The organism is Desulfuromonas thiophila (assembly GCF_900101955.1).
Lineage (GTDB): Bacteria > Desulfobacterota > Desulfuromonadia > Desulfuromonadales > Desulfuromonadaceae > Pseudodesulfuromonas > Pseudodesulfuromonas thiophila.
In genome coordinates this window covers 50,155-70,294 of record NZ_FNAQ01000004.1, presented here as the reverse complement: position 1 = coordinate 70,294, position 20,140 = coordinate 50,155, and the positions used below count along the sequence as shown (strand labels likewise).

At 59.7% G+C, this 20,140-nt stretch carries 25 protein-coding genes; 20 read left to right on the top strand and 5 right to left on the bottom strand.

Features of this window, described 5'->3' with window-relative positions; translation table 11 throughout:
• The first annotated feature begins 7 nt into the window (after positions 1–7).
• From BLR80_RS05575 to BLR80_RS05515, 13 genes are all read left to right on the top strand, one after another.
• Positions 8–472 (top strand): deoxycytidylate deaminase, encoded by a 465-nt coding sequence (locus tag BLR80_RS05575; protein ID WP_092077113.1) that lies wholly within the window; start codon positions 8–10, stop codon positions 470–472.
• A complete protein-coding gene (gene nrdR, locus BLR80_RS05570; RefSeq protein ID WP_092077111.1) occupies positions 469–945 on the top strand; it encodes a transcriptional regulator NrdR in 477 nt (158 codons plus the stop codon). Before BLR80_RS05575 ends, nrdR begins: the two co-directional genes overlap by 4 nt.
• Before the next feature lie 5 nt (positions 946–950).
• Entirely contained in the window at positions 951–2,063 is a 1,113-nt protein-coding gene (gene ribD / locus BLR80_RS05565; RefSeq protein ID WP_092077444.1) for a bifunctional diaminohydroxyphosphoribosylaminopyrimidine deaminase/5-amino-6-(5-phosphoribosylamino)uracil reductase RibD, read from the top strand.
• Positions 2,048–2,701: a riboflavin synthase gene (locus tag BLR80_RS05560; RefSeq protein WP_092077109.1), complete on the top strand. Its 654-nt coding sequence runs from the start codon at positions 2,048–2,050 to the stop codon at positions 2,699–2,701. The genes ribD and BLR80_RS05560 overlap by 16 nt, the downstream gene beginning before the upstream one ends.
• A 47-nt stretch (positions 2,702–2,748) precedes the next feature.
• Positions 2,749–3,954: a bifunctional 3,4-dihydroxy-2-butanone-4-phosphate synthase/GTP cyclohydrolase II gene (locus BLR80_RS05555; protein WP_092077107.1), complete on the top strand. Its 1,206-nt coding sequence runs from the start codon at positions 2,749–2,751 to the stop codon at positions 3,952–3,954.
• A gap of 130 nt (positions 3,955–4,084) precedes the next feature.
• The gene (gene ribH, locus BLR80_RS05550) at positions 4,085–4,552 is read left to right on the top strand and encodes a 6,7-dimethyl-8-ribityllumazine synthase (protein ID WP_092077105.1); all 468 of its coding nucleotides are present in this window, start codon (positions 4,085–4,087) and stop codon (positions 4,550–4,552) included.
• A 1-nt stretch (position 4,553) separates the two neighbouring features.
• Positions 4,554–5,030, top strand: coding sequence for a transcription antitermination factor NusB (nusB, locus tag BLR80_RS05545; RefSeq protein WP_092077103.1), 477 nt, complete (start codon positions 4,554–4,556; stop codon positions 5,028–5,030).
• A 40-nt stretch (positions 5,031–5,070) separates the two neighbouring features.
• On the top strand, positions 5,071–6,360 hold the full coding sequence (locus tag BLR80_RS05540; RefSeq protein WP_092077101.1) for a homoserine dehydrogenase: 1,290 nt from the start codon (positions 5,071–5,073) through the stop codon (positions 6,358–6,360).
• A 64-nt stretch (positions 6,361–6,424) separates the two neighbouring features.
• On the top strand, positions 6,425–6,946 hold the full coding sequence (locus BLR80_RS05535; RefSeq protein ID WP_143012085.1) for a metallophosphoesterase family protein: 522 nt from the start codon (positions 6,425–6,427) through the stop codon (positions 6,944–6,946).
• Between the two features lie 70 nt (positions 6,947–7,016).
• Positions 7,017–7,556, top strand: a complete 540-nt coding sequence (locus BLR80_RS05530) for a LapA family protein (protein ID WP_171906335.1) — start codon at positions 7,017–7,019, stop codon at positions 7,554–7,556.
• Between the two features lie 17 nt (positions 7,557–7,573).
• On the top strand, positions 7,574–8,191 hold the full coding sequence (locus BLR80_RS05525) for a MotA/TolQ/ExbB proton channel family protein (RefSeq protein ID WP_092077095.1): 618 nt from the start codon (positions 7,574–7,576) through the stop codon (positions 8,189–8,191).
• Positions 8,192–8,204: 13 nt separating this feature from the next.
• Complete coding sequence (locus tag BLR80_RS05520; protein ID WP_092077094.1) at positions 8,205–8,627, top strand: ExbD/TolR family protein; 423 nt, start codon at positions 8,205–8,207, stop codon at positions 8,625–8,627.
• A gap of 26 nt (positions 8,628–8,653) precedes the next feature.
• On the top strand, positions 8,654–9,745 hold the full coding sequence (locus BLR80_RS05515) for a 6-phosphofructokinase (protein WP_092077092.1): 1,092 nt from the start codon (positions 8,654–8,656) through the stop codon (positions 9,743–9,745).
• A 26-nt stretch (positions 9,746–9,771) separates the two neighbouring features.
• On the opposite strand, the gene BLR80_RS05510 is transcribed toward BLR80_RS05515, so the two are convergent.
• Together BLR80_RS05510 and BLR80_RS05505 are read right to left on the bottom strand one after the other, a co-directional pair.
• The gene (locus BLR80_RS05510) at positions 9,772–10,752 is read right to left on the bottom strand and encodes a cation diffusion facilitator family transporter (RefSeq protein WP_171906334.1); all 981 of its coding nucleotides are present in this window, start codon (positions 10,750–10,752) and stop codon (positions 9,772–9,774) included.
• 12 nt (positions 10,753–10,764) lie between these two features.
• Entirely contained in the window at positions 10,765–11,262 is a 498-nt protein-coding gene (locus tag BLR80_RS05505) for a hypothetical protein (protein ID WP_092077088.1), read from the bottom strand.
• On the opposite strand from BLR80_RS05505, the gene BLR80_RS05500 reads away from it, so the two are divergent.
• Genes BLR80_RS05500 through BLR80_RS05490 form a run of 3 tightly spaced genes read left to right on the top strand, consistent with a single transcriptional unit; the run spans position 11,261 to position 12,644 of the window.
• Positions 11,261–11,500, top strand: coding sequence for a DNA gyrase inhibitor YacG (locus BLR80_RS05500; RefSeq protein WP_092077086.1), 240 nt, complete (start codon positions 11,261–11,263; stop codon positions 11,498–11,500). The genes BLR80_RS05505 and BLR80_RS05500 overlap by 2 nt on opposite strands.
• A gap of 27 nt (positions 11,501–11,527) precedes the next feature.
• Complete coding sequence (gene queD, locus BLR80_RS05495) at positions 11,528–11,899, top strand: 6-carboxytetrahydropterin synthase QueD (RefSeq protein ID WP_092077084.1); 372 nt, start codon at positions 11,528–11,530, stop codon at positions 11,897–11,899.
• Between the two features lie 19 nt (positions 11,900–11,918).
• Entirely contained in the window at positions 11,919–12,644 is a 726-nt protein-coding gene (locus tag BLR80_RS05490; protein WP_171906333.1) for a 7-carboxy-7-deazaguanine synthase QueE, read from the top strand.
• Between the two features lie 15 nt (positions 12,645–12,659).
• Here BLR80_RS05490 and coaD read toward each other — a convergent pair whose 3' ends face one another.
• Genes coaD through yhbY form a run of 3 tightly spaced genes read right to left on the bottom strand, consistent with a single transcriptional unit; the run spans position 12,660 to position 14,060 of the window.
• Positions 12,660–13,157 carry a pantetheine-phosphate adenylyltransferase gene (coaD, locus tag BLR80_RS05485; RefSeq protein WP_092077080.1) on the bottom strand — a complete coding sequence of 166 codons (498 nt, stop codon included), beginning with the start codon at positions 13,155–13,157 and terminating at the stop codon, positions 12,660–12,662.
• A complete protein-coding gene (gene rsmD / locus BLR80_RS05480) occupies positions 13,154–13,741 on the bottom strand; it encodes a 16S rRNA (guanine(966)-N(2))-methyltransferase RsmD (protein WP_092077078.1) in 588 nt (195 codons plus the stop codon). Before rsmD ends, coaD begins: the two co-directional genes overlap by 4 nt.
• 7 nt (positions 13,742–13,748) lie before the next feature.
• Positions 13,749–14,060: a ribosome assembly RNA-binding protein YhbY gene (yhbY, locus tag BLR80_RS05475; protein WP_245691358.1), complete on the bottom strand. Its 312-nt coding sequence runs from the start codon at positions 14,058–14,060 to the stop codon at positions 13,749–13,751.
• A 272-nt stretch (positions 14,061–14,332) separates the two neighbouring features.
• Between yhbY and BLR80_RS05470 the strand changes: the two genes are divergently transcribed.
• The 4 genes from BLR80_RS05470 (at position 14,333) to BLR80_RS05455 (ending at position 20,094) form a co-directional block, all read left to right on the top strand.
• Positions 14,333–15,466 carry an acetoin utilization protein AcuC gene (locus BLR80_RS05470; protein ID WP_092077076.1) on the top strand — a complete coding sequence of 378 codons (1,134 nt, stop codon included), beginning with the start codon at positions 14,333–14,335 and terminating at the stop codon, positions 15,464–15,466.
• A 97-nt stretch (positions 15,467–15,563) separates the two neighbouring features.
• A complete protein-coding gene (locus tag BLR80_RS05465) occupies positions 15,564–16,400 on the top strand; it encodes a hypothetical protein (RefSeq protein ID WP_092077074.1) in 837 nt (278 codons plus the stop codon).
• A gap of 226 nt (positions 16,401–16,626) precedes the next feature.
• Positions 16,627–17,964: an OmpP1/FadL family transporter gene (locus BLR80_RS05460; RefSeq protein ID WP_143012084.1), complete on the top strand. Its 1,338-nt coding sequence runs from the start codon at positions 16,627–16,629 to the stop codon at positions 17,962–17,964.
• A 441-nt stretch (positions 17,965–18,405) separates the two neighbouring features.
• A complete protein-coding gene (locus BLR80_RS05455) occupies positions 18,406–20,094 on the top strand; it encodes a Na/Pi cotransporter family protein (protein WP_092077070.1) in 1,689 nt (562 codons plus the stop codon).
• Positions 20,095–20,140 lie beyond the last annotated feature (46 nt).

The following is a 20,140-nucleotide window of genomic DNA, read 5'->3' as shown; positions in this document are numbered from 1 at the left end:
TCAAGCCATGCAGCGACCATCCTGGGAAGCCTATTTCATGGACATCGCCCGTCTGGTCGCCAGCCGCTCCACCTGTCTGCGCCGGCAGGTGGGAGCGGTGATTGTCAAGGACAAGAACATCCTGACCACCGGCTATAATGGCACCCCCTGCGGTGTGGCTCACTGCAGCCGGACGGGCTGCCTGCGTGAAAAGCTGCAGGTGCCGTCCGGTCAGCGCCACGAACTGTGCCGGGGGTTGCATGCCGAGCAGAACGCCATCATCCAGGCGGCCAAGCACGGCGTCAATATTGCCGCCGGCTGTCTCTACTGTACTACCGCACCCTGCGTCATCTGCGCCAAGATGCTGATCAATGCCGGCCTGTGCCGGATCGTCTACCTTGACGGCTATCCCGACGATCTGTCGCTGGGCCTGCTGAGGGAGGCGGGGATTGAGCTTTGCCAGTTCAGCTCGCCGCCGCTGGAGCAGGTATGAAGTGCCCATTCTGCAGTGCGCCGGAAACCCGGGTGGTGGATTCGCGCCTGGCGCGCGAGGGCAACAGCATTCGTCGCCGGCGAGAGTGCGGCACCTGCGACCGGCGCTTTACCACCTACGAACGCATTGAAGACATTCTGCCGCTGGTGGTCAAGAAGGATGGCCGGCGCGAGCCCTTTGACCGGGCCAAGATTGTTGCCGGGATGCGACGGGCTTGCGAAAAGCGGCCGATACCGGTGGCCGATATCGAGAAAATCGTCGATCAGCTGGAGATGTGTTTTCAGGAAAGTGGCGAGCGCGAAATTGCCGCCAGCCGTATTGGCGAGGCGGTGATGCAGGCGTTGCACGATCTCGACGAGGTGGCCTATGTCCGTTTCGCCTCGGTCTATCGTCAGTTCAAGGATATTAATGAATTTATGGATGAGCTGACCGATATCCTGCGCCAGCAGAAGCAGCGGGAACGCTGTCCATGACCGAGATGACAGACAGCCCGCGGCGCTGGATGGCGCGGGCGCTGCAGCTGGCTCGTCGGGGCGAGGGGCGCACGGCACCCAACCCGCCGGTAGGAGCGCTGCTGGTGCGGGACGGCCAGCTGATCGGTGAGGGCTTTCATCCACGGGCCGGGGAGCCACACGCCGAGATCTTCGCTCTGCGGCAGGCGGGTGAACTGGCGCGTGGCGCCGATTTGTATGTAACGCTGGAACCCTGTTCCCATCAGGGGCGCACCGGCCCCTGCTGTGCCGCCATCATTGCTGCCGGCGTACGGCGGGTTTTCGTCGGTTGTGCCGATCCCAATCCGCAGGTCAACGGTCGTGGTCTGGCTTGGTTGCGTCAGGCCGGGCTGCAGGTGCAGTGTGGTATCCTCGAAGCCCAGGCCCGCCGCCTGATCGCCGCGTTTGCCAAGCATCAGCGCAGTGGTCGGCCCTTGGTGATTCTTAAGACTGCTGCGACCCTCGATGGCCGTACCGCCACAGCCAGTGGTGCTTCCCAGTGGATTACCAACGCTGCCTGTCGCGAACAGGTTCACCGCCTGCGCGATCGCGTGGATGCTATTCTTGTCGGTGTCGGGACTGTTTTGCGCGATGATCCGCGCCTGACCTGTCGCGCCCCCGCCGGCCGCGATCCGCTGCGACTGGTGCTGGACAGCCGCTTGCGCATACCGGATTCGGCAGCGCTGTTGTCGCTGGATTCGCCGGCCCCGACCCTGATTGCCACCACGGCGCTGGCCTGTCCGGCTCGGCGTGCCGCGCTGGCCGGCCGGTCGGGAGTCGAACTGCTGGAATTGCCGGCGGACGCCTCCGGCGGTGTGTCTCTGCCGGCCCTGCTCGACGAACTGGGCCGCCGCGGTCTGCTCAGTTTGCTGGTGGAAGGCGGCGCGCGGGTGAATCAGGCTTTTTTGCAGCAGCGTCTGATCGACCGGTTGATGCTCTATTTGGGAGCCAAGTTGCTCGGCGGTGGAGATGGCAAGGGTCTGTTCGATGGCCCGGGGCCGCTCGATCTGGCTGACGCCTTGCCGGTACGGGATATCCGCCTGCGCCGCTTTGGCGATGATCTGCTGCTGGAAGGAGAGCTGGCGTGTTCACCGGACTGATCGAGGATGTGGGGCGACTGCGGCAACTGGTGCGACGGGGCGGTGCCTGCCGCATTGTCCTGGATTGCCGCCTGCCGCTGGCAGAAATCGCCCTGGGAGACAGCATTGCTGTCAACGGTGTCTGCCTGACTGTGGTGGAGCGGTTGGCCGGGGGCTTTGCTGCCGATGTGTCGCCGGAAACCCTGCAAAGCAGTAATCTTGGCGCCCTTCAGCCGGGTAGCCCGGTCAATCTGGAGCGGGCCCTGCGACTGACCGATCGGCTTGGCGGCCACCTGGTCAGCGGTCATATCGATGCTTGCGCTGTGCTGCAACGCCGCTTTCGTGATGGCAACGCCGAACGCTTCCTGTTCGCTCTTGACCCTGCTGCCTTGCGTTATGTGGTTGAAAAGGGTTCCATCGCCATTGATGGCGTCAGCCTGACGGTCAACAGTGTTGATGCGGCAGGTTTTGGTGTGGCGCTGATTCCACACAGTCTTGCACAAACCAGCCTGCAGCACTATGCTGTCGGCGCCCGGGTCAACATTGAAACGGATCTGTTGGCCCGCTATGTCGAAAAACTGCTTCAGCCGGCCTGTGGTGCGACTGCGCCGCCTGCTGGCCTGAGTCTGGAGACGCTGATAAGCAACGGCTTTGCCTGAGAGCGGCCGCCGCGTATCTTCACGTACAGCTGGAAAGGAGAGGGCAAGTGCCTATCGCAAAAATTGAAGCGGCGCTGGAGGATCTGCGTCAGGGCCGGATGGTGATTCTGGTCGACGATGAGGATCGCGAAAACGAGGGCGATCTGACCATGGCGGCCGAGATGGTGACCCCGGAAGCCATCAACTTCATGGCCCGTGAAGGGCGCGGCCTGATCTGCCTGACCCTGACCGAAGAACGGGCCGACGAATTGGAACTGCCCCTGATGGTGTCCGACAACAGCTCATCCTTCGGCACCGCCTTCACCGTGTCCATTGAGGCCCGTCGGGGCGTCACTACCGGCATCTCGGCGGCCGACCGGGCCCACACCATCCGCGTGGCTATCGACGACGCCAGCGGCCCGCGCGATTTGGCGCGGCCTGGTCATGTGTTTCCGTTGCGGGCGCGCAAGGGCGGAGTGCTGGTGCGTACCGGCCAGACGGAGGGCTCTGTCGATCTGGCACGGCTGGCGGGTCTCAAACCGGCGGCGGTGATCTGTGAGATCATGAACGATGACGGCACCATGGCCCGGATGCCGCAGTTGCGGGTGTTCGCCGAGCAGCATGATCTGAAGATTATCTCGATTGCTGACCTGATTGCCTACCGTATGCGCAAGGAATTGCTGGTGCGGCGTGGCGCCGAAACGGTGCTGCCCACCTGGTATGGCGGTGAGTTCAAGGCCATCGTCTATGAAAACGACGTTGATAACGCCCACCATGTGGCGTTGATCAAGGGCACCATCGATCCGCAGCAGCCGACGCTGGTTCGGGTGCATTCCGAATGTTTGACCGGCGATGTGTTCGGCTCACAGCGCTGCGACTGCGGCCAGCAGTTGCAGGCGGCCATGGCCCAGATCGACGAGGCCGGCTCCGGCGTCATCATCTACATGCGCCAGGAAGGACGGGGAATCGGCCTGGTCAACAAGCTCAAGGCCTACGCCCTGCAGGATTGCGGTCACGATACGGTTGAGGCCAATGAGGCGCTGGGGTTCAAGCCCGACATGCGCGATTACGGCATCGGTGCGCAAATTCTGGCGGATCTCGGGGTGCGGCAGATTCGCCTGATGACCAATAACCCCAAGAAAATGGTTGGCCTGCAGGGTTATGGTCTGGAGGTGATCGAACGGGTGCCTATTGAAATGCCGGCCAATCGCGTCAATAAACGCTATCTGCAGACCAAGAAGGACAAGCTCGGACATCTGCTCGAACACCTGTAGCAGGATACGGTAACGACTGCAGGAAGGGCTTTTTTCAGCCCCTGCAAGATGAGCAGATAGCTTTCCCCCGGCTCACATCTTCTGGAATTTAATTGGGTTGTCGCCTCCGGCAGCCAAGGAGAGATTATTCATGGCACATCAGATCGCAGGTCAACTTGATGCTGGCGGCCAGCGGGTCGCACTGGTGGTAAGTCGCTTCAACAGTTTTATTTGTGAACGACTGGTGGAAGGAGCTCTGGACTGCCTGCAGCGCCACGGCGCCAGCGATGACCAGATCAGTATCGTGCGGGTGCCGGGGGCCTTCGAAATCCCGCTGGTGGCCCAGCGTCTGGCGGCCAGTGGCCGTTATGATGGGGTGATCTGTCTGGGTGCGGTGATCCGCGGTGCGACGCCCCATTTCGATTATGTCAGCGCCGAGGTGTCCAAGGGCATCGCATCGGTCAGCCTGGCGACCGGTGTGCCGGTGGCTTTCGGTGTGTTGACGACCGATACCATTGAGCAGGCTATCGAACGCGCCGGCAGCAAGGCCGGCAACAAGGGTGCCGAGGCGGCGATGACGCTGATCGAAATGATCAACCTGTTGAAGCAGCTGGGTTAACATGGCACAGGGGACACGCCGCGCGGGCCGTGAGTACGCGCTTAAAATTCTTTACAGTCTCTACGATCATGATCAGCCGCTGGAGGCGGTGTTGGCCGATTTCTGGGCCAGCTTCCGTTTTCGCGATGATGTGTTGGGCGAGGCCGACGAAGCTGCGTCGGTCGGGCTTGCGCTGTCGGTGAAGCAGTTTGCCGAAGAGCTGGTGCGCGGCGTGTACGACAAGCTGGAGGAGATTGACCAGCTGTTGATGCAGGTGTCGCGTAACTGGTCGCTGGAGCGTATGGCGCGGCTTGATCTGTCGTTGATGCGGCTGGCCACCTTCGAGTTGCTGTATATGCCGCAGACGCCGGCGCGGGTGGTGATCAATGAGGCCATTGAAATCGCCAAGCGCTATGGTACCAGCGATACCCCGGCTTTTCTCAACGGCGTTCTCGACCGGATTGCCCGCCAGCATGGCGACACACGGCCGAAGCCCTAGAGCTGTTGCCCTCGCTACTCTTTCATCGACAAGGAGTCCCATGGAGACGTTAAAGGCAGGATTGCTGGGATTTGGCACCATCGGTACCGGTGTGGCCAAGGTATTTCACACCAATGCCGATCTGATGCGGCAGCGGCTGGGGATGGCTCTGGAATTGGTGGCCATCGCCGATCTGGATGTGACGACTGATCGCGGTGTGGCGACGACGGCCCGTCTCACCACCGACGCCCAGAGTATTCTCAACGATCCGCAAATCGATGTGGTCATCGAATTGATCGGCGGCTACGAGCCGGCCCGCACCTTTGTGCTGACTGCCCTGAACAATGGTAAGCATGTGGTGACGGCCAACAAGGCCCTGCTGGCCCTTTACGGTGAGGAACTGTTCAAGGCGGCGGAGGAAAACGGTGTGCGGCTGCTGTTTGAAGCGGCGGTGGCCGGTGGTATCCCGGTGCTGTCCGCCATTCGCGAGAACCTCGGAGCCAATCGTTTCAGTGGTGTGTTCGGCATCCTCAACGGAACCTGCAATTACATCCTCACCCGCATGACCGAGGAAAACGAGGATTTTGCTCTGGTGCTGCAGGATGCCCAGCGGCTTGGCTATGCTGAGGCCGATCCGACCTTCGATATCGAGGGCATTGATACTGCCCATAAACTGGCCATCCTGATTTCCATGTGCTTCGGTACCTGGATCGATTTTAACCGGATCTATACCGAGGGTATTACCCGCATCAGCGCCCTCGATATTCAGTTCGCCCGCCAGTTTGGTTACCAGATCAAGTTGCTGGCTATTGGTAAATGCGAGGATGGCGTGATCGAAGCCCGTGTGCATCCGACCATGATTCCGCAGCATTATCCGCTGGCCGATGTGCGTGGCGTGTTCAACGGCGTACGGCTGATGGGTGATTTTGTCGGACCGGTGATGCTGATAGGCCGCGGGGCCGGCATGGAGGCCACTGCCAGTGCCGTGATGGGTGATGTCATGAGCCTGGCCCGCCAGGGCCGCGCGGCGGCGCTGGGTTATCCGCCGCTGAGCATGGCGCGGTTGCCTGTCCGGCCGATGGACGAGGTGGTCAGCCAGTATTATCTGCGGTTTCTGGTAAAGGACGTGCCGGGTGTGCTGGCCCAGATCTCCGGTGTGCTGGGAGATTGCGGCATCAGCATCAGCTCAATGATTCAGTCCGAGCGCAAGGTGGGAGGTTTTGTTCCTATTGTCATGGTTACCCATGATGCCTGCGAACGGAATATCCGTCAGGCGCTGGAACGCATCGATGCCCTGCCGGTGGTCGAGGGCCAGAGTCTGCTGATTCGCATGGAAAACAGTCTGACCTGATGATTTTTACTGCCGTTCCCGAAAGCGCCGTCCGCGGCGCTTTTGTTCTTTGGAGCGGTCATGTGTGTCCGAGGTGGTGATGAAACTGGCGGTGGTATCGGACAGCCACTGGCGCACCGTGGCAGACGGACGGGAACTGGTCGGGAATCTGTTGACCGGCCCTTTTGCCACGGCAGACGCGGTGCTTCATGCCGGCGACCTGGTGACTCCCGATGCGGCGCTGCTGTTCGCGCCGTTGCCACTGTATGCTGTCGCCGGAAACTGCGATTCTGGCTCCGACCTGCCAACCCGCCGTCTTCTGCGCTTCGGTCGCTGGCGTATTGGCCTGGTCCATGGCTGGGGCCCGCCCGCCGGGCTGGAGCAGCGGGTGTTGCAGGTCTTTGCCGATCAGACCATCGATGTGCTGGTATTTGGTCACAGCCATGTGCCGCTCTGTCGTCGCATCGGATCGTTGCTGCTGCTCAATCCCGGCAGTCTGACGGCTGGCCGCGGTGCCATGCGTCGCAGCGCTGCCCTGCTGTATCTGGGGGATCAGGACGTCCGGGCCGAGGTGATCGACATTGACGCCTGCCAGCAAATCGTCTAACGTTCTCGGGCTGCGCCTGTGGCGGGCGTCAGCCTTTTTATGCAAGCCTTAGCGCGATCGGAGGGGGATGATGAAATTCGTCAAAATGCTGCTGGCCCTGGTGGGATTGGCATTGGTCTTCAAATTCAGTCTGGATAACCCGCTGCCGGTGACGGTGAAGTTCCATACCTATCTGACGCCGGAGATTCCGCTGTTTCTGCTGCTGGTCAGTACCTTTATTCTCGGCATGATCGCGGCTTCCTTCGCCAGCAGCCTGAAGATCCTCCAGCTCAAACGGCAGCTGCGTCAGGCCGGGACTGCCCCGAAGAAGGAATCTGCCGGCAGCCCTCCGCAATCGCAGCCGAGTGCTCCGCCAGCGTCGACAGTAAAGGCAGCCGCTGCACCGGTCGCTGAGGCGCAGCGGCCGGTCCCGGAGGTTCGCCCAGCTGCTGAGGCCCTGTCGCCGGCCGCTGATGAGCAGAACCCGGTAGCGGATGCCGAGTTTCTGCCGGATGAGGAACCCTCCCGCTCGGCACCAGTCATTGAACTGCCGGCTGGACCGGTCGATGAGCCGCCTGTTGACGACGACAGGCCATCGGCTGGAGCTCACAACGCTGATCGTCCGGCCTGAGATAAGGATTGCCACGAATGTTGGAACTGTTTCATAAGGGCGGCCCCCTGATGTACCCGATCCTGTTATGTTCGGTGCTGGCCCTGGCCATATTTTTTGAACGGTTGCTGACTTATGTCCTGTTGCAACGGCGTGGCCGCCGCCTGTATGCCGAGGTCGATCGTATGGTGCTGGAACGGCATCTGACCGAAGCGCGGGCCCTTTGCGCCGGACGGCCGTTTCTGCTGTCCGATATCTTTCTGGTGGCCTTGCAGGCAGCCGGTCGCAGCCGTGAACGGCTTAAGACGCTGGTTGAAGAGGTGGGGTCGCGCCGCATGGCCGAACTGGAACGTTATCTCGGTCTGCTGGGAACCATTGCCGCCATCAGCCCGTTGCTGGGTCTGCTGGGAACCGTTCTGGGCATGATCCGCGCCTTCACCGAGTTATCGCTCAAGGGTGTTGGTACCCCGGAAACCCTGGGTGGCGGCATTTCCGAAGCGCTGATCACCACAGCTACCGGGTTGAGTGTGGCGATTCCGGTGATATTGCTGCACAAGTATCTGACCAGCCGGGCGGATCGTATTGCCGCCGATTTTGAGGATTACTCCTTGCGGCTGGTGGATCGTCTGGCGGACGATTTGTCCGAGCCGGCCTGACGGAATCCGGGGCATGGCATTCGGACGTAAAAAACGGCGGGAGGAAATTCGCATCGAACTGACCTCGATGGTCGATGTGGTGTTCCTGCTGCTGATCTTTTTCATGGTGTCGACGACCTTCCTCGATCGTGGCAGCATTGGCATCAACCTGCCGCAGGCTTCGGACACCGCCTCTGTTGCCGCGCCGCGCGAGGTGCGGATTTATCTGACCGACAGGGGGCAGCTTCGACTGGATGATGTGGCGTTGTCGCAGGCTGAATTGCTGGAACGACTGCGCCATTTCGGGCGTCAGCAGCCGCGCCCGGCGATTGTTTTACTGGCGGATCGTCAGGCGCGTCATGGTCAGGTGGTGGCTATCATGGATGCAGCCCGCCAGGCGGGACTGACCGATCTGGCTATCGCCACCCAGACAGGGGATAACGGAACCGGCCGCTGAGCCGGTCTTAGACGAAGGAGGGTTTCATGGCCAAAACCATTGCCATTCTGACCGGTGGCGGCGATTGCCCTGGGCTTAACGCGGTGATTCGCGGCGTGGTTCGTTCAGCGATCAAGACCTATGGTTTCCGGGTGCTGGGCATCGAGGATGGTTTTGACGGCCTGCTCAATGGACCGCGGGTGCGCGAGCTTGATCTGGCAGCTGTCCGTGGTGTCCTGCAGCTGGGAGGAACCTTACTCGGTACCAGTAATCGTGGCAATCCGCTGAGTTATCCGGTGCAGGAAAATGGCCAGACGGTGTTTCGCGATGTGTCGCAGCAGGTGGTGGACAATTTTCGTGCCCTGGGTGCCGAGGCGCTGGTGGCGGTGGGCGGTGACGGCACCCTCAAGATTGCCCAGCGTCTGCACGAACTCGGATTGCAGGTGGTTGGTGTGCCCAAGACCATTGATAACGATCTGCGGGCTACCGATGTGACCTTTGGTTATAACACGGCAGTCAGTGTGGTGACGGAGGCGCTTGATCGCCTGCATACCACGGCTGAGAGCCATCAGCGGGTGATGGTGGTGGAGGTGATGGGGCGCGATGCCGGCTGGATTGCGCTGGAATCAGGCTTGGCGGGTGGCGCCGACGTGATTTTGCTGCCGGAGATCCCCTACGATATCGAGAAGATCTGTGCCGCCATCCAACGCCGGCGGGCAGGCGGCAGCCGTTTTTCCATCGTGGTGGTGGCCGAAGGCGCCTTTGCGCGTGATGGTCAGCAGGTTCTGCAGGTCAGTGCCGACCAGAGCTGTTGTGGCGTGCCGCGCCTTGGCGGTATCGCCCATGCCGTGGCCGATCAACTGACCCATTGTCTCGATATGGAGGTCCGCACCGTGGTGTTGGGCCATGTCCAACGCGGCGGCTCGCCGACGCCTTTTGATCGCATTCTCGGTACCCGCTTTGGTGTCAAGGCGGTCGACCTGATCGCTGAAGGACGCTACGGCCAAATGGTGGCGCTGCGCGGTCGTGAGGTGCTGGCCACGCCTATCGCCGAGGCGGTCGGGCAGCTCAATCTGGTTGATCCTGATGGGGATATGGTGCGGGCGGCAGAAAAACTCGGCATTATGCTGGGACGTTAGCCCTGGCTGCGCAGACCCTGGGACGATCACCAGTCGCGGGCCACGCAGCCTCCCGTCCCGGTTCTTGAGCGCCGCTCACAGGTCAGCTGGCAATCAGCGCACTGGCCGCACTGGGCGCAGTCAGTTGGTTCGACATGGATGGTGACATCAGCCATGGGCAGCTGTCGCTGAATGGCCCGTTCAATCTGGTCGGCCAGATCGTGGGCCTCCTGAATGGTCTTGAAGCGACAGACATTGAGGTGGAAATCGATCATCTTGCGGCGCCCGGTGCGCCGGCTGCGCAGGTGATGATAGCCGGTGATGCGCGGCCGGAATCCTTCAATGCAGCGCCGTACCTGCTGCAGTTGATCCTCCGGCAGGCGTACATCGAGAAATTCGTCGAGGCAGCCGCGCAGTAGCGGCCAGGCCGCTCGAAGGATATAGCCACCCACCAGCAGGGACAGCAGCGGGTCCATCCAGGCCAGATCAAACAGTTGGGCGCAGCTCAGGCCGATCAGCAGGGCCAGATTGCTGTAGACATCGGTAGCGTAATGCAGGGCGTCGGCTTGCAGGGCGGAGGATTCCAGTTGGTGACCAACGCGGCGAAGGTGTCGGCTGAGCAGGGCTGCGGCTACCAGGTTTAACGTCAGAACGGCCAGTCCGATGTTGAGCCACTGGTTGTCGAGCATCATCGGTGGCTGGTACAGGCGTTTTCCGGCCTCGGTCATGATGGCCAGACCGGTGGCGCCGATTACCAGACTCTGGCCAAAGGTGGCCAGGGTTTCGAATTTGCCATGACCGTAGGGATGGCGGGCGTCGGCCGGTTTGCGGGATTGACGCAGGGCCAGGTAGTTACATAACGACAGCAACAGATCGAGACAGGAGTCTATCGCCGATGACAGCAGGGCCAGTGAACCGCTGGTCAGGCCGATGGCGCCCTTGACCAGCGCCAGCAGACCGGAGATCAGGATGGCCAGGCTGGTCGCCTGTATCGCCGGGCAGCGGCGGCTCGATGTTAAGGGGGACACCTTGGCGATCCGTCAATTGAGGGGCGGCAGCGGGCAGTCCTGCCGCCATTTGTCGTAGCCGTCAGGTGCCAGCCCCCAGAATTGTTCGAGCCGACAGGCATAAATGTCCCGCTGGTGGCAGTCCTGCAGTAGCCGTTCCAACGTGGCGGGTGGCAGAGGGAACTGTTCGTGTAACAGGCGGTAAAACGTGGCTACGCCGGACAGAATGTCCATCAGGATATCGAGATCGGGTTCCAGGTTCTGGATGATATACCAGTGGCCGCCGAACTGCCAGACAGCCTCGGCGGGTGGGCAGAGGATGTTCTGCCGTCGATGGCCGATGAGGAAGTCGCGCAGAAAATAATCGGCGCCGCGTGCCAGCAGTCCGGCCTGCAGTGGAGACTCGCCCTGTTGCAATAGCTGCTGATGAATCTGCCGCAGCAGGGTGGCACAGTTCTGGTCAGCACGAATTTCATCGGTCAGACTATCGATTTGGTAGAGTTGTGGATCGAGCAGCTGGGGGTTGAGCATGGCGGATGAACTCCTGTGGCTGAGAAGCCGGTCAGACCGGCGAGTTTCTAAGGAGAATAACGTTTTGAAGGTTCGTTGTCCAATCTGTGGCATATCCTGTCTGTGGCAGGATAACCCGTGGCGCCCCTTTTGCAGCGAGCGCTGTCGTCTGCTGGATCTAGGGAACTGGGCGGCGGGCGACTATCGCATTGCCGGGGCCGCCGCAAGCCCGATTGAAGAAGAGGAAGAAGAGCCCTGATTTCGTTTGTTTATAAAGGAAAAGCTGATGTATCGTCTGAAGATATTTACCCATTTTGCTGCTGCTCACAACCTGATGCATTACGAGGGCGATTGCGAACACCTGCATGGCCATAACTGGAAGGTCGAGGTGACGGTCTGTGCTCAGGAACTCGATCAGGCCGGGTTGGGAATCGATTTTAAGATTCTCAAGGCCCGCACCAAGGAGGTGCTGGCGCAGCTTGATCACAAGTATCTCAATGAATTGGAACCCTTCAACCAGCTGAGTCCTTCGTCGGAGAATATTGCCTGCTACCTGTTTGGTCAGTTATCCGCCTGTCTTAATAGCGCCAATGTTGCTGTTGAGGTGGTTACCGTGTGGGAATCGGATCAGGCCTGTGCCAGCTACAGCCTTACCTGAAACCGGCGCTGGGGCGCCAGTGCTGGAACTTTTTTCGTCCGTGCAGGGCGAGGGCCTGCTGATCGGTTGTCGCCAGATCTTCCTGCGCCTTGCTGGCTGCAATCTGTGTTGTGCGTACTGTGATACCGATTTTGCGCCGTCGGCGCATTGTCGGGTGGAACAGCAGCCGGGCAGTGGCCAGTTTGTTCTCTGGCCCAATCCGGTGGCACTGCCGATGGTACTGGGCCAGATCCGTGACTGGCTGCAGCAGGCTCCCGGTGCCCATCACAGCCTGGCGCTGACCGGTGGCGAGCCGTTGCTGCATGGGGCGTTGCTGCGCGACTGGTTGCCGCAGCTGCGGGGACTGCTGCCGGTGCAGCTCGAAACCAACGGTACCTTGCCGCAGGCGCTGGCCGAACTGTTGCCCTGGCTCGATTTTGTGGCGATGGATATCAAATTGGCGTCGCAGACCGGTGTGCCAACCCCCTGGGCTGCTCATGACGAGTTCCTGCGGTTGGCAGCGCAGCGCTGTTGCTGGGTCAAGCTGGTGGTCGGTCCGGGCACTGCGACGACGGAGTTGGAGCAGGCCGCCGCGCTGGTGGTGCAACGGGCGCCAGCGGCGACCCTGGTGCTGCAGCCGCGCACCCTCGATCATCGTTGCAGCCTGTCGGCGGCCGAGTTGCTTGCCATGCAGACGGTGGTGGCCGGCCTGGGCGTGGAGGTGCGCGTCATTGGTCAGATGCACCGCTATCTGGGAATGCTCTAAGCGGACCTGATCGTTTCAGACCGGTGTCGCGGCAGAGAATTTTTGCCGCAGGCGTCCGAGAACGTTGGGAGGGACGAAGTCTTCCACCGGCCCGTTGTAGGCAGCCATTTCCTTGACGATGGACGAGCTGAGGTAGCCGTAACGCACCGAGGTCATCATGAACAGGGTCTCGATTTCTTTCTCGACGCTATGGTTGACCTGAGCCAGCTGAAATTCATATTCGAAATCGGATACCGCCCGCAGGCCACGCAGAATGATGCGGGAATTCTTGCGGCGGACGTAGTCAATCAGCAGGCCGTCGATCACATCGACCTGGACGCGGGGATGGTTGCCTAGGGCCTCGCGGATCATTTCGACCCGTTCGGTGACGGAAAACAGACTTTTTTTGCTGGAATTGCGCGCCACTCCGACAATCAGTGTGTCGAAGGTGTGCAAACCGCGCTGAATGATGTCGAGGTGGCCGTTGGTGATCGGGTCGAATGATCCGGGATAGACGGCAATACGATCGCTCATGACGGCTCTCCCCTGGAGGAAATGGCAGCCAGGCTGGGCTGGTAGAGATGAATCGCGGTCTGACCATAGATGCGGCGCAAAAGCAGGTGCAAATCACCGTACCGTTCGTCCGGCAGGCTTTGGCGACCTTCCTCGGCGCACAGCAGTCCACCGGGTGTCAGGAGTTGCAGCTGGTCGATGCGTTGCAGCAACGGCGGCAGCAGGTTCTGACCATAGGGCGGGTCGATAAAAATCAGATCGAAACGCCTGCCCTGCAGGGGCATAAGGGCCTCTGGCAGTGACCGGGTTACCAGTTGGCAGCGCTCGGTCAGGCCGCAGCGAGCGGCGTTCTGTCTGATCAGACGGGCGGCTGCTGGCGCGGCGTCGATCAATACCGCTTCGCAGGCTCCGCGGCTGAGGCTTTCCAGTGCCAGTGCGCCGCTGCCAGCGAACAGGTCCAGCACCCGCAGGCCTTCAAAACTGCCCAGCCGGCTGAGCAATATGCTGAACAGGGCCTCCCGCACCCGGTCGCTGGTGGGGCGGATGGCCCGGCCGGAAAAGTCGGCCAGCTGGCGGCCGCGCGCCTGTCCGGCGATGATGCGCATGGAACGTTCAGCGCTGCCGGCCGGCGGCCGGCAGTTCGATGCGGTTTTTGTCCGATGGCCGATATAACAGGATGGTGCGGCCGAGTACCTGGACCTGCTGGGCGTTACAGGCCTGTGCCAGCTGGGATGCTACCTCGCGCCGATCGGTCAGGCAGCCTTCCTGTAGCTTGATTTTGATTAATTCATGACTGGCAAGGGCTTCCTCGACGCTGCCAAGCAGCCTGCTGCTGAGTTCTTCCTTGCCGATCAGCACCACCGGTTGCAGATGGTGGCCCAGGGCACGCAGATGGCGGATCTGTTTTCCTGTCAGGGGTTGCACGGTTCACCTGTTCCTTGTCGAATCGCCTCGTAAGGCTTTTGAAGCCGACGTCTGATGGCTGTGGATGCTGCCGCCGGCGAGGGCTTCTTATACCCTCTGGCGCGGTAAATGGCAATGTCGCAGTTTTTACCCGCTGGCCGACCGCCTCTGACTTGACCGCTGGCAACCTGGCAGGGTACAACCAGCGCCGCTGACGGCAACCCTGTAGCTTTGCTTTTTGATGCCGCAGTGGGGCACCGTTTTTTGGTATTTTTCCAGCCGGGATGGTCCTGATGTCTGCTCCACGAGCCCTGGTCTACGCACCCCAATTCAGTGCCTACAGCTATGGTGAGGCTCACCCGTTCAAGGTGGAACGTTACCGACTGACCTATGAACTGATGGGGCATTGCGGTCTGCTTGATTTCCCCGGTACGATCCAGGTGGCGCCTCCTTATGCCAGCCGCCGACAACTGGAGGCTTTCCACCGGCCGGACTATCTTGATACGCTGGAACGCTTCAGTCAGACCGATGGACCGCAGGCCAACTTCCGTTATGGTCTGGGCGATGTTGAAAATCCGGTTTTTCATGGACTGTACGACTGGGCGCGGCTAATGTGTGGCGGAACCATCGAAGCGCTGCGCCAGGTGACCGAAGGGGGTTGTCGGGCGGCTTTCAGTATGGCCGGCGGCTGGCATCACAGCCACAGTGCCCGGGCGTCCGGCTTCTGTTACCTGAATGATGTGGTGGTGGCGCTGCAGCCGCTGCTGGCAGCTGGCAAGCGGGTGGTTTATGTCGATCTTGATGGTCACCACGGTGACGCCGTTCAGGAAGCCTTTTATCAGAGTGCTCAGGTCCTGACGATTTCCATTCATGAAAACGGCAAGGATTTTTATCCCTATTCCGGTTTTGTTGAAGAGGTGGGTGAGGGTGCCGGCTACGGCTACAGCATTAACGTCCCCCTGGCAGCCCATTCCGATGACTTGATCTTTGAACAGGCGTTCAAAAAGGTGGTACTGCCGTTGATTGCGGCCTATCGGCCCGATTTGCTGATCACCCAGATGGGGGCTGATTTTTTGCGCACCGATCCGCTGACCCGGCTGGAGTGTACGACGGCCATGATGGAATATGCCGCCCGCGCCTTTCTGGCCACGGGCCTGCCTTGGGTGGCGGTCGGTGGTGGCGGCTACGATCGCCTCAATGTTGCCCGCGCCTGGACGCTGCTGTGGGCAGCCATGACCGGAGCTCCCGTGGCCGATGCCCTGCCGTTGGCGTTTGTTCCCCTGGCACGGCAGTTTACCCCCGGTGCCCTGGCGTTGCGCGATGCACCGCATCTGGCGACGCCCGACGATTATTGTCGCGCCCAGCAGGCTCTGGATACCTGCCTGCGGTTTCTGGAGCGACGCATCTTTCCGCTGCATCGACTCTGACGGACGGTTGGAGATGTCCCTGCAGGGCTTTTGAGCCCGTAAGGGCAGCGGTTGCAAGGTTTTTTTACTCGCTTGCTGGGCCAGGGGAGGTTGTTGCATGGGACTGAACGCCGCCGGGCGACTGTACGATGCCAGTGGCCTGCCGTTGTTTTCGTTGCTGGAGATCAACGCCCTGCCGCAGGCGGAAAAGGAGGCCATTTACGGTCGTATTCTGCCGGAGATCGTTTTCAGGCGTTTTCATTTCGACCGGCAGAGCTTTCGCGCACCGCAGGGTGGCCACAAAATTGCCTTCATCTGCCCGACCGGGCTGGGTTTGTTGCGTATTGAGGTGCGCCGGCAGCCACAGGATAAGGACTGTCTTTTTTTTGTCGAAATGGCGGATACCCCCTATCGCCAGATTGAGTTGTCCTTTTGTCTGATCAACGATCCGGATGCGCCGCGTTTCGCAATCGATGTCGATCCGCAAGGGCGCGAAAATGCCTTTGGTACCCTGCGGCGCAATATCCCCGAGGAGATTCGTGCCATGGAGGCGGGGCTGTCTCCCTGTCAGGTGCGTGCCGGCCTGAAAACCTTCAAGGATTTTTTTCGTCGTTTCGAGACCTTTGTCGCTGCGCTTGGCATCGATAGTATTGTGGCCGAGCCGCTCACCTACAGTAACGCCATTCGCTACGAGAACTATGGCTTCGACTACATCAGCGGTAAGCAGCTGATGTTCTGGATCGACAGGGAATTTCGTCCCGGAGGGGAATTGTACCGTCGCCTCGATGGTTCGACTCCTTTCCGCCGGCCGGAGTTTGCCGCCAGCGTGCGCGGCCGCAGCTGGGCCATTCATGATGGGATTTTGCCGCGGCCCTGGGACAACATTAAAATCTATAAGACCGTCGGTGTCGATGCCGGCGTCAACAGCTTTCCTGATCCGGATCGGCGTTACTGAAAAAAACGACCGTTTCCGGTCAATCCGCTGGAGGAAACCTGATGCGAGCTGCCGATATTCTATTTATTTTACTCATTTTCGGAATAATCTATGGTGCCTTGCGCCTGGCTGACAGGGCGCGGCCCAAGGAGTAGAACAAAGTTTTCCTGTTGCGAAAAAACGTTTTTTTCCGCTATAAAGCAGCCTTTGCTGTCTTTCTAATCTTTTGAGGTCAAAGGAGAAAAACGTGAAATCAAGCCCGAAACAGCATCTGATGGGGGTGGCGCTGCTGAGCCTGGTCACACTGCTGCCAGCCGTGGCCGGTGCCGCTGGCTTTCATATCCGTGAACAGGGCGCCAAGGCCATGGCCATGGCCAACGCCTTTGTTGCCCAGGCTGACGATCCTTCCGCCATCTTCTACAATCCCGCCGGTATCGCCTTCCAGAGCGGAACCCAGGTCAGTCTGGGGGTTACCGTTATCAATGTGCCGGAAACGGAATTCAAGGGTACCACGCGGTTGGGTGATAACCGTCCCGGTTTGGGTGTTGAGCAAGCCGTTGACACCAAGGCGCGCGACGATGTCTTTTTCCCGCCCAATTTTTACATGACCAGCAGTAAAGCCGATTCCCCCTGGGCCTTCGGTATTGGCGTCGGGTCGCTCTATCCGCTGGCCAAGCGCTGGGATACCACCAGCCCGTTCCGTGATGAGATCAAGGAAATCGCCATCAAGCCCATCAACATCAACCCGACAGTGGCCTACCGTTTTGACGCCCTCAAGCTGGCGCTGGCCGTTGGTGTCGATTACACCTATGCCGATGTCTGGCTGGAAAAATCGGCCTGTGCCGATGCCTATGCCCTGGGTGCCGCACCGCTGCCTGGTCTGGCGGCTGTGCAACTGGGGGAACTGGAGATGGAGGCCGACGGCGACGGCTGGGGGTACAACGCCGGTCTGCTGTGGCGGCCCAGTGAGCGCCTGTCTGTCGGTGTTGCCTATCGCAGCGAAATCGAATTGGAGTTCGATGGCGATGCCGATTACCAGATTACAGCGGCGGGAAATCAGGTTTACAGTGCGCTGGCCGGTTACAGCGATATGGTCTATGGCACTGGCGCTGAGACAAAGATCACGTTGCCGGAAACCTGGAGCTTCGGCTTGGCGATCAAGCCGATTGAGCGCCTGACTCTTGAGCTGGACGCTGACCGCTTTGGCTGGAGTTCCTATGACAGTCTGGATATTTATTTCAGTGAGAACCGCATCCTGGCGGATTCTCTCAATCCCAAGAACTGGAACGATGTCTGGGCTTACCGTTTTGGCTTGCAGTATGCCTTGACGGATCAGCTGGATCTGCGCGCCGGCTATGCCCGGGACAATAATCCGATTCCCAACGGTACCCTTGGGCCGGAATTGCCCGATTCCGACCGGAACAATTACACCTTCGGCTTCGGTTACCACAGTGAGCGGGCGGTATTTGATTTTGCCTACATGTGGGTGGACTTCGATGATCGGCGTGTGAACAATGAGACCCAGGCAGGTACCTACGAAAGCGATGCCCATCTGTTTGCGGCCAATCTGACCTATTTCTTTTAGATCCTGGGCAGGCTCGCGCTTCTGCATTACCAGGATGTTGAAAAAGTCCCCTCCAGGGCTTTTTCAACGACGCAAGCCGAAAATGCGATTTCCGTCTTGCTCACAAAATCAATTTTTTACGGAGTAATGATTGATTTTGGTCACCCATCCATGGGCTCGGCAGGCTTCTTTTCAACAGCCTGTTACTGCCAAGCCATAACGCCACCGTGGCGGAACGGTCCTCTGGGCTGTTCCGCCACGGTTTTTTGTGTCCGCTGGTATGCGTTACCACCGAGGGTTGACAAGGGCTGTTGAGCCGACCGGGAAATGAAAATAAAGCAATTTTTTCGCGGCGTTTTCGGTTGTCAATCCCTGGCGGCTTCGTTATAGTCTCTGCGTTTTTTCGGTCAAACAAATTTCTAACAATTGCTCCGCCGCCCCAGCTGGCGCAATGGAGGCAGCATGACAGGGTTTTTCAGTCAGGATTTGCTTTTCGGTTTGATGGGTGGTCTCGGCCTGTTCCTGTTCGGCATGAAGATCATGTCGGAGGGGCTGCAGAAGGTGGCGGGCAATCGCATGCGCAAGATTCTTGCGGCCCTGACCAATAACCGCTACGTCGCAGCCTTTGTCGGCTTGGCGGTGACCGCGATCATTCAGTCCTCCAGCGCGACGACCGTTATGGTGGTGGGCTTTGTCAATGCCGGACTGATGTCGCTGGTCCAGGCTATTGGCGTGGTGCTGGGAGCCAATATCGGAACCACCATCACCGCCCAGCTGATCGCGTTCAAGATTACCAAGTTTGCCTTGCCGGCCATCGGGATTGGTACCCTGATGAAGTTGTTCTGCAAGGATAAAAAGAATATCTATCTCGGTGAGATTCTGCTGGGGTTCGGTATTTTGTTCTATGGCATGTCGGTGATGAAGGAAGCCTTCGATCCGATCAAGGGCAGCGAGCAATTCCGTCAGGTGTTTCTGCTGGTGGATAATCACCCACTGCTGGCGGTCGCCATCGGCGCGTTGATGACCGTCATTGTCCAGAGCAGCAGTGCCACCATCGGGATCACCCTGGCGCTGGCCACCAGTGGTTTGATCAGTTTCGAGGGCAGCGTGGCCCTGATTCTGGGCGAGAACATCGGCACCACGGTGACGGCCAATCTGGCGGCTATCGGCACCAATGTTGCGGCTCGGCGGACAGCCCTGTCGCATTTTTTGTTCAACTTTCTCGGCGTGACCTACATGCTGGTGCTGCTGCCGTATTTTGTTGAATTCGTCAATGCCATTACGCCGGGGGATGCCGATCTGGTGGTTACCACCCAGCAGCAGGCCCATGAATTCGGCCTGGCGGTGGGGGATAAGCCCTATATTGCCCGCCATATCGCCAATACCCACACCCTGTTCAATATCATCAATACCCTGGTGTTTTTGCCGATTATCGGGGTGCTGGCCAACCTTGCGACGCGACTGGTGCCGGGGAAGGACAGCCAGCTCGATTTTCAGCTCAAGTATATCGACAGCCGGGTGCTCAATACACCGCCGCTGGCCCTGAGCCAGGCTCGCTCCGAAACCAACCGCATGGCGCTGCTGGCGCTGGAATGTGTTGATGAAACTCTGCAATTTCTTGATAAGGCTGACTTGCGCATGCTCGAATCATTGCGCAAGAAAGAGGACTTGCTCGATCTGCTACAGCGTGAAATTATCGATTTCCTGGTGGCTATCTCGCAACGGCCGATTTCTCAGGAGGCCTCGCGGGAGATTTCCTCCCTCATGCATGTGGTCAATGATCTGGAAAAGATCGGCGATTACTGCGAGAACCTGTGGCAACTGGGTGAGCGCAGAATTGAGCAGCGCATCCGTTTTTCCTCGGTGGCCGAAGCCGAGGTGGTTGATCTGGCACAGAAAACCCGTGAATTTGTTTCCTTCATCCAGAAGGCCTTCGAGCGGCGGGATCAGACCATCATCGAGAAGGCGCAATTCATGGAAAACCAGATCGATACCCTGGAGGCGCAACTGCGTGACAATCACATCCAGCGGCTTAATACCGGTGAGTGCTCTGTCAATCCGGGATTGATCTTTATCGATATGATTCACAACTTTGAGAAAATTGGTGATCATACCCACAGTATCGCACGGGCCATTATCGGCAAGAAGTGATTGGCCAGATGTGCGACATGGTGACGTTGTTGCGGGGCATCTTGCT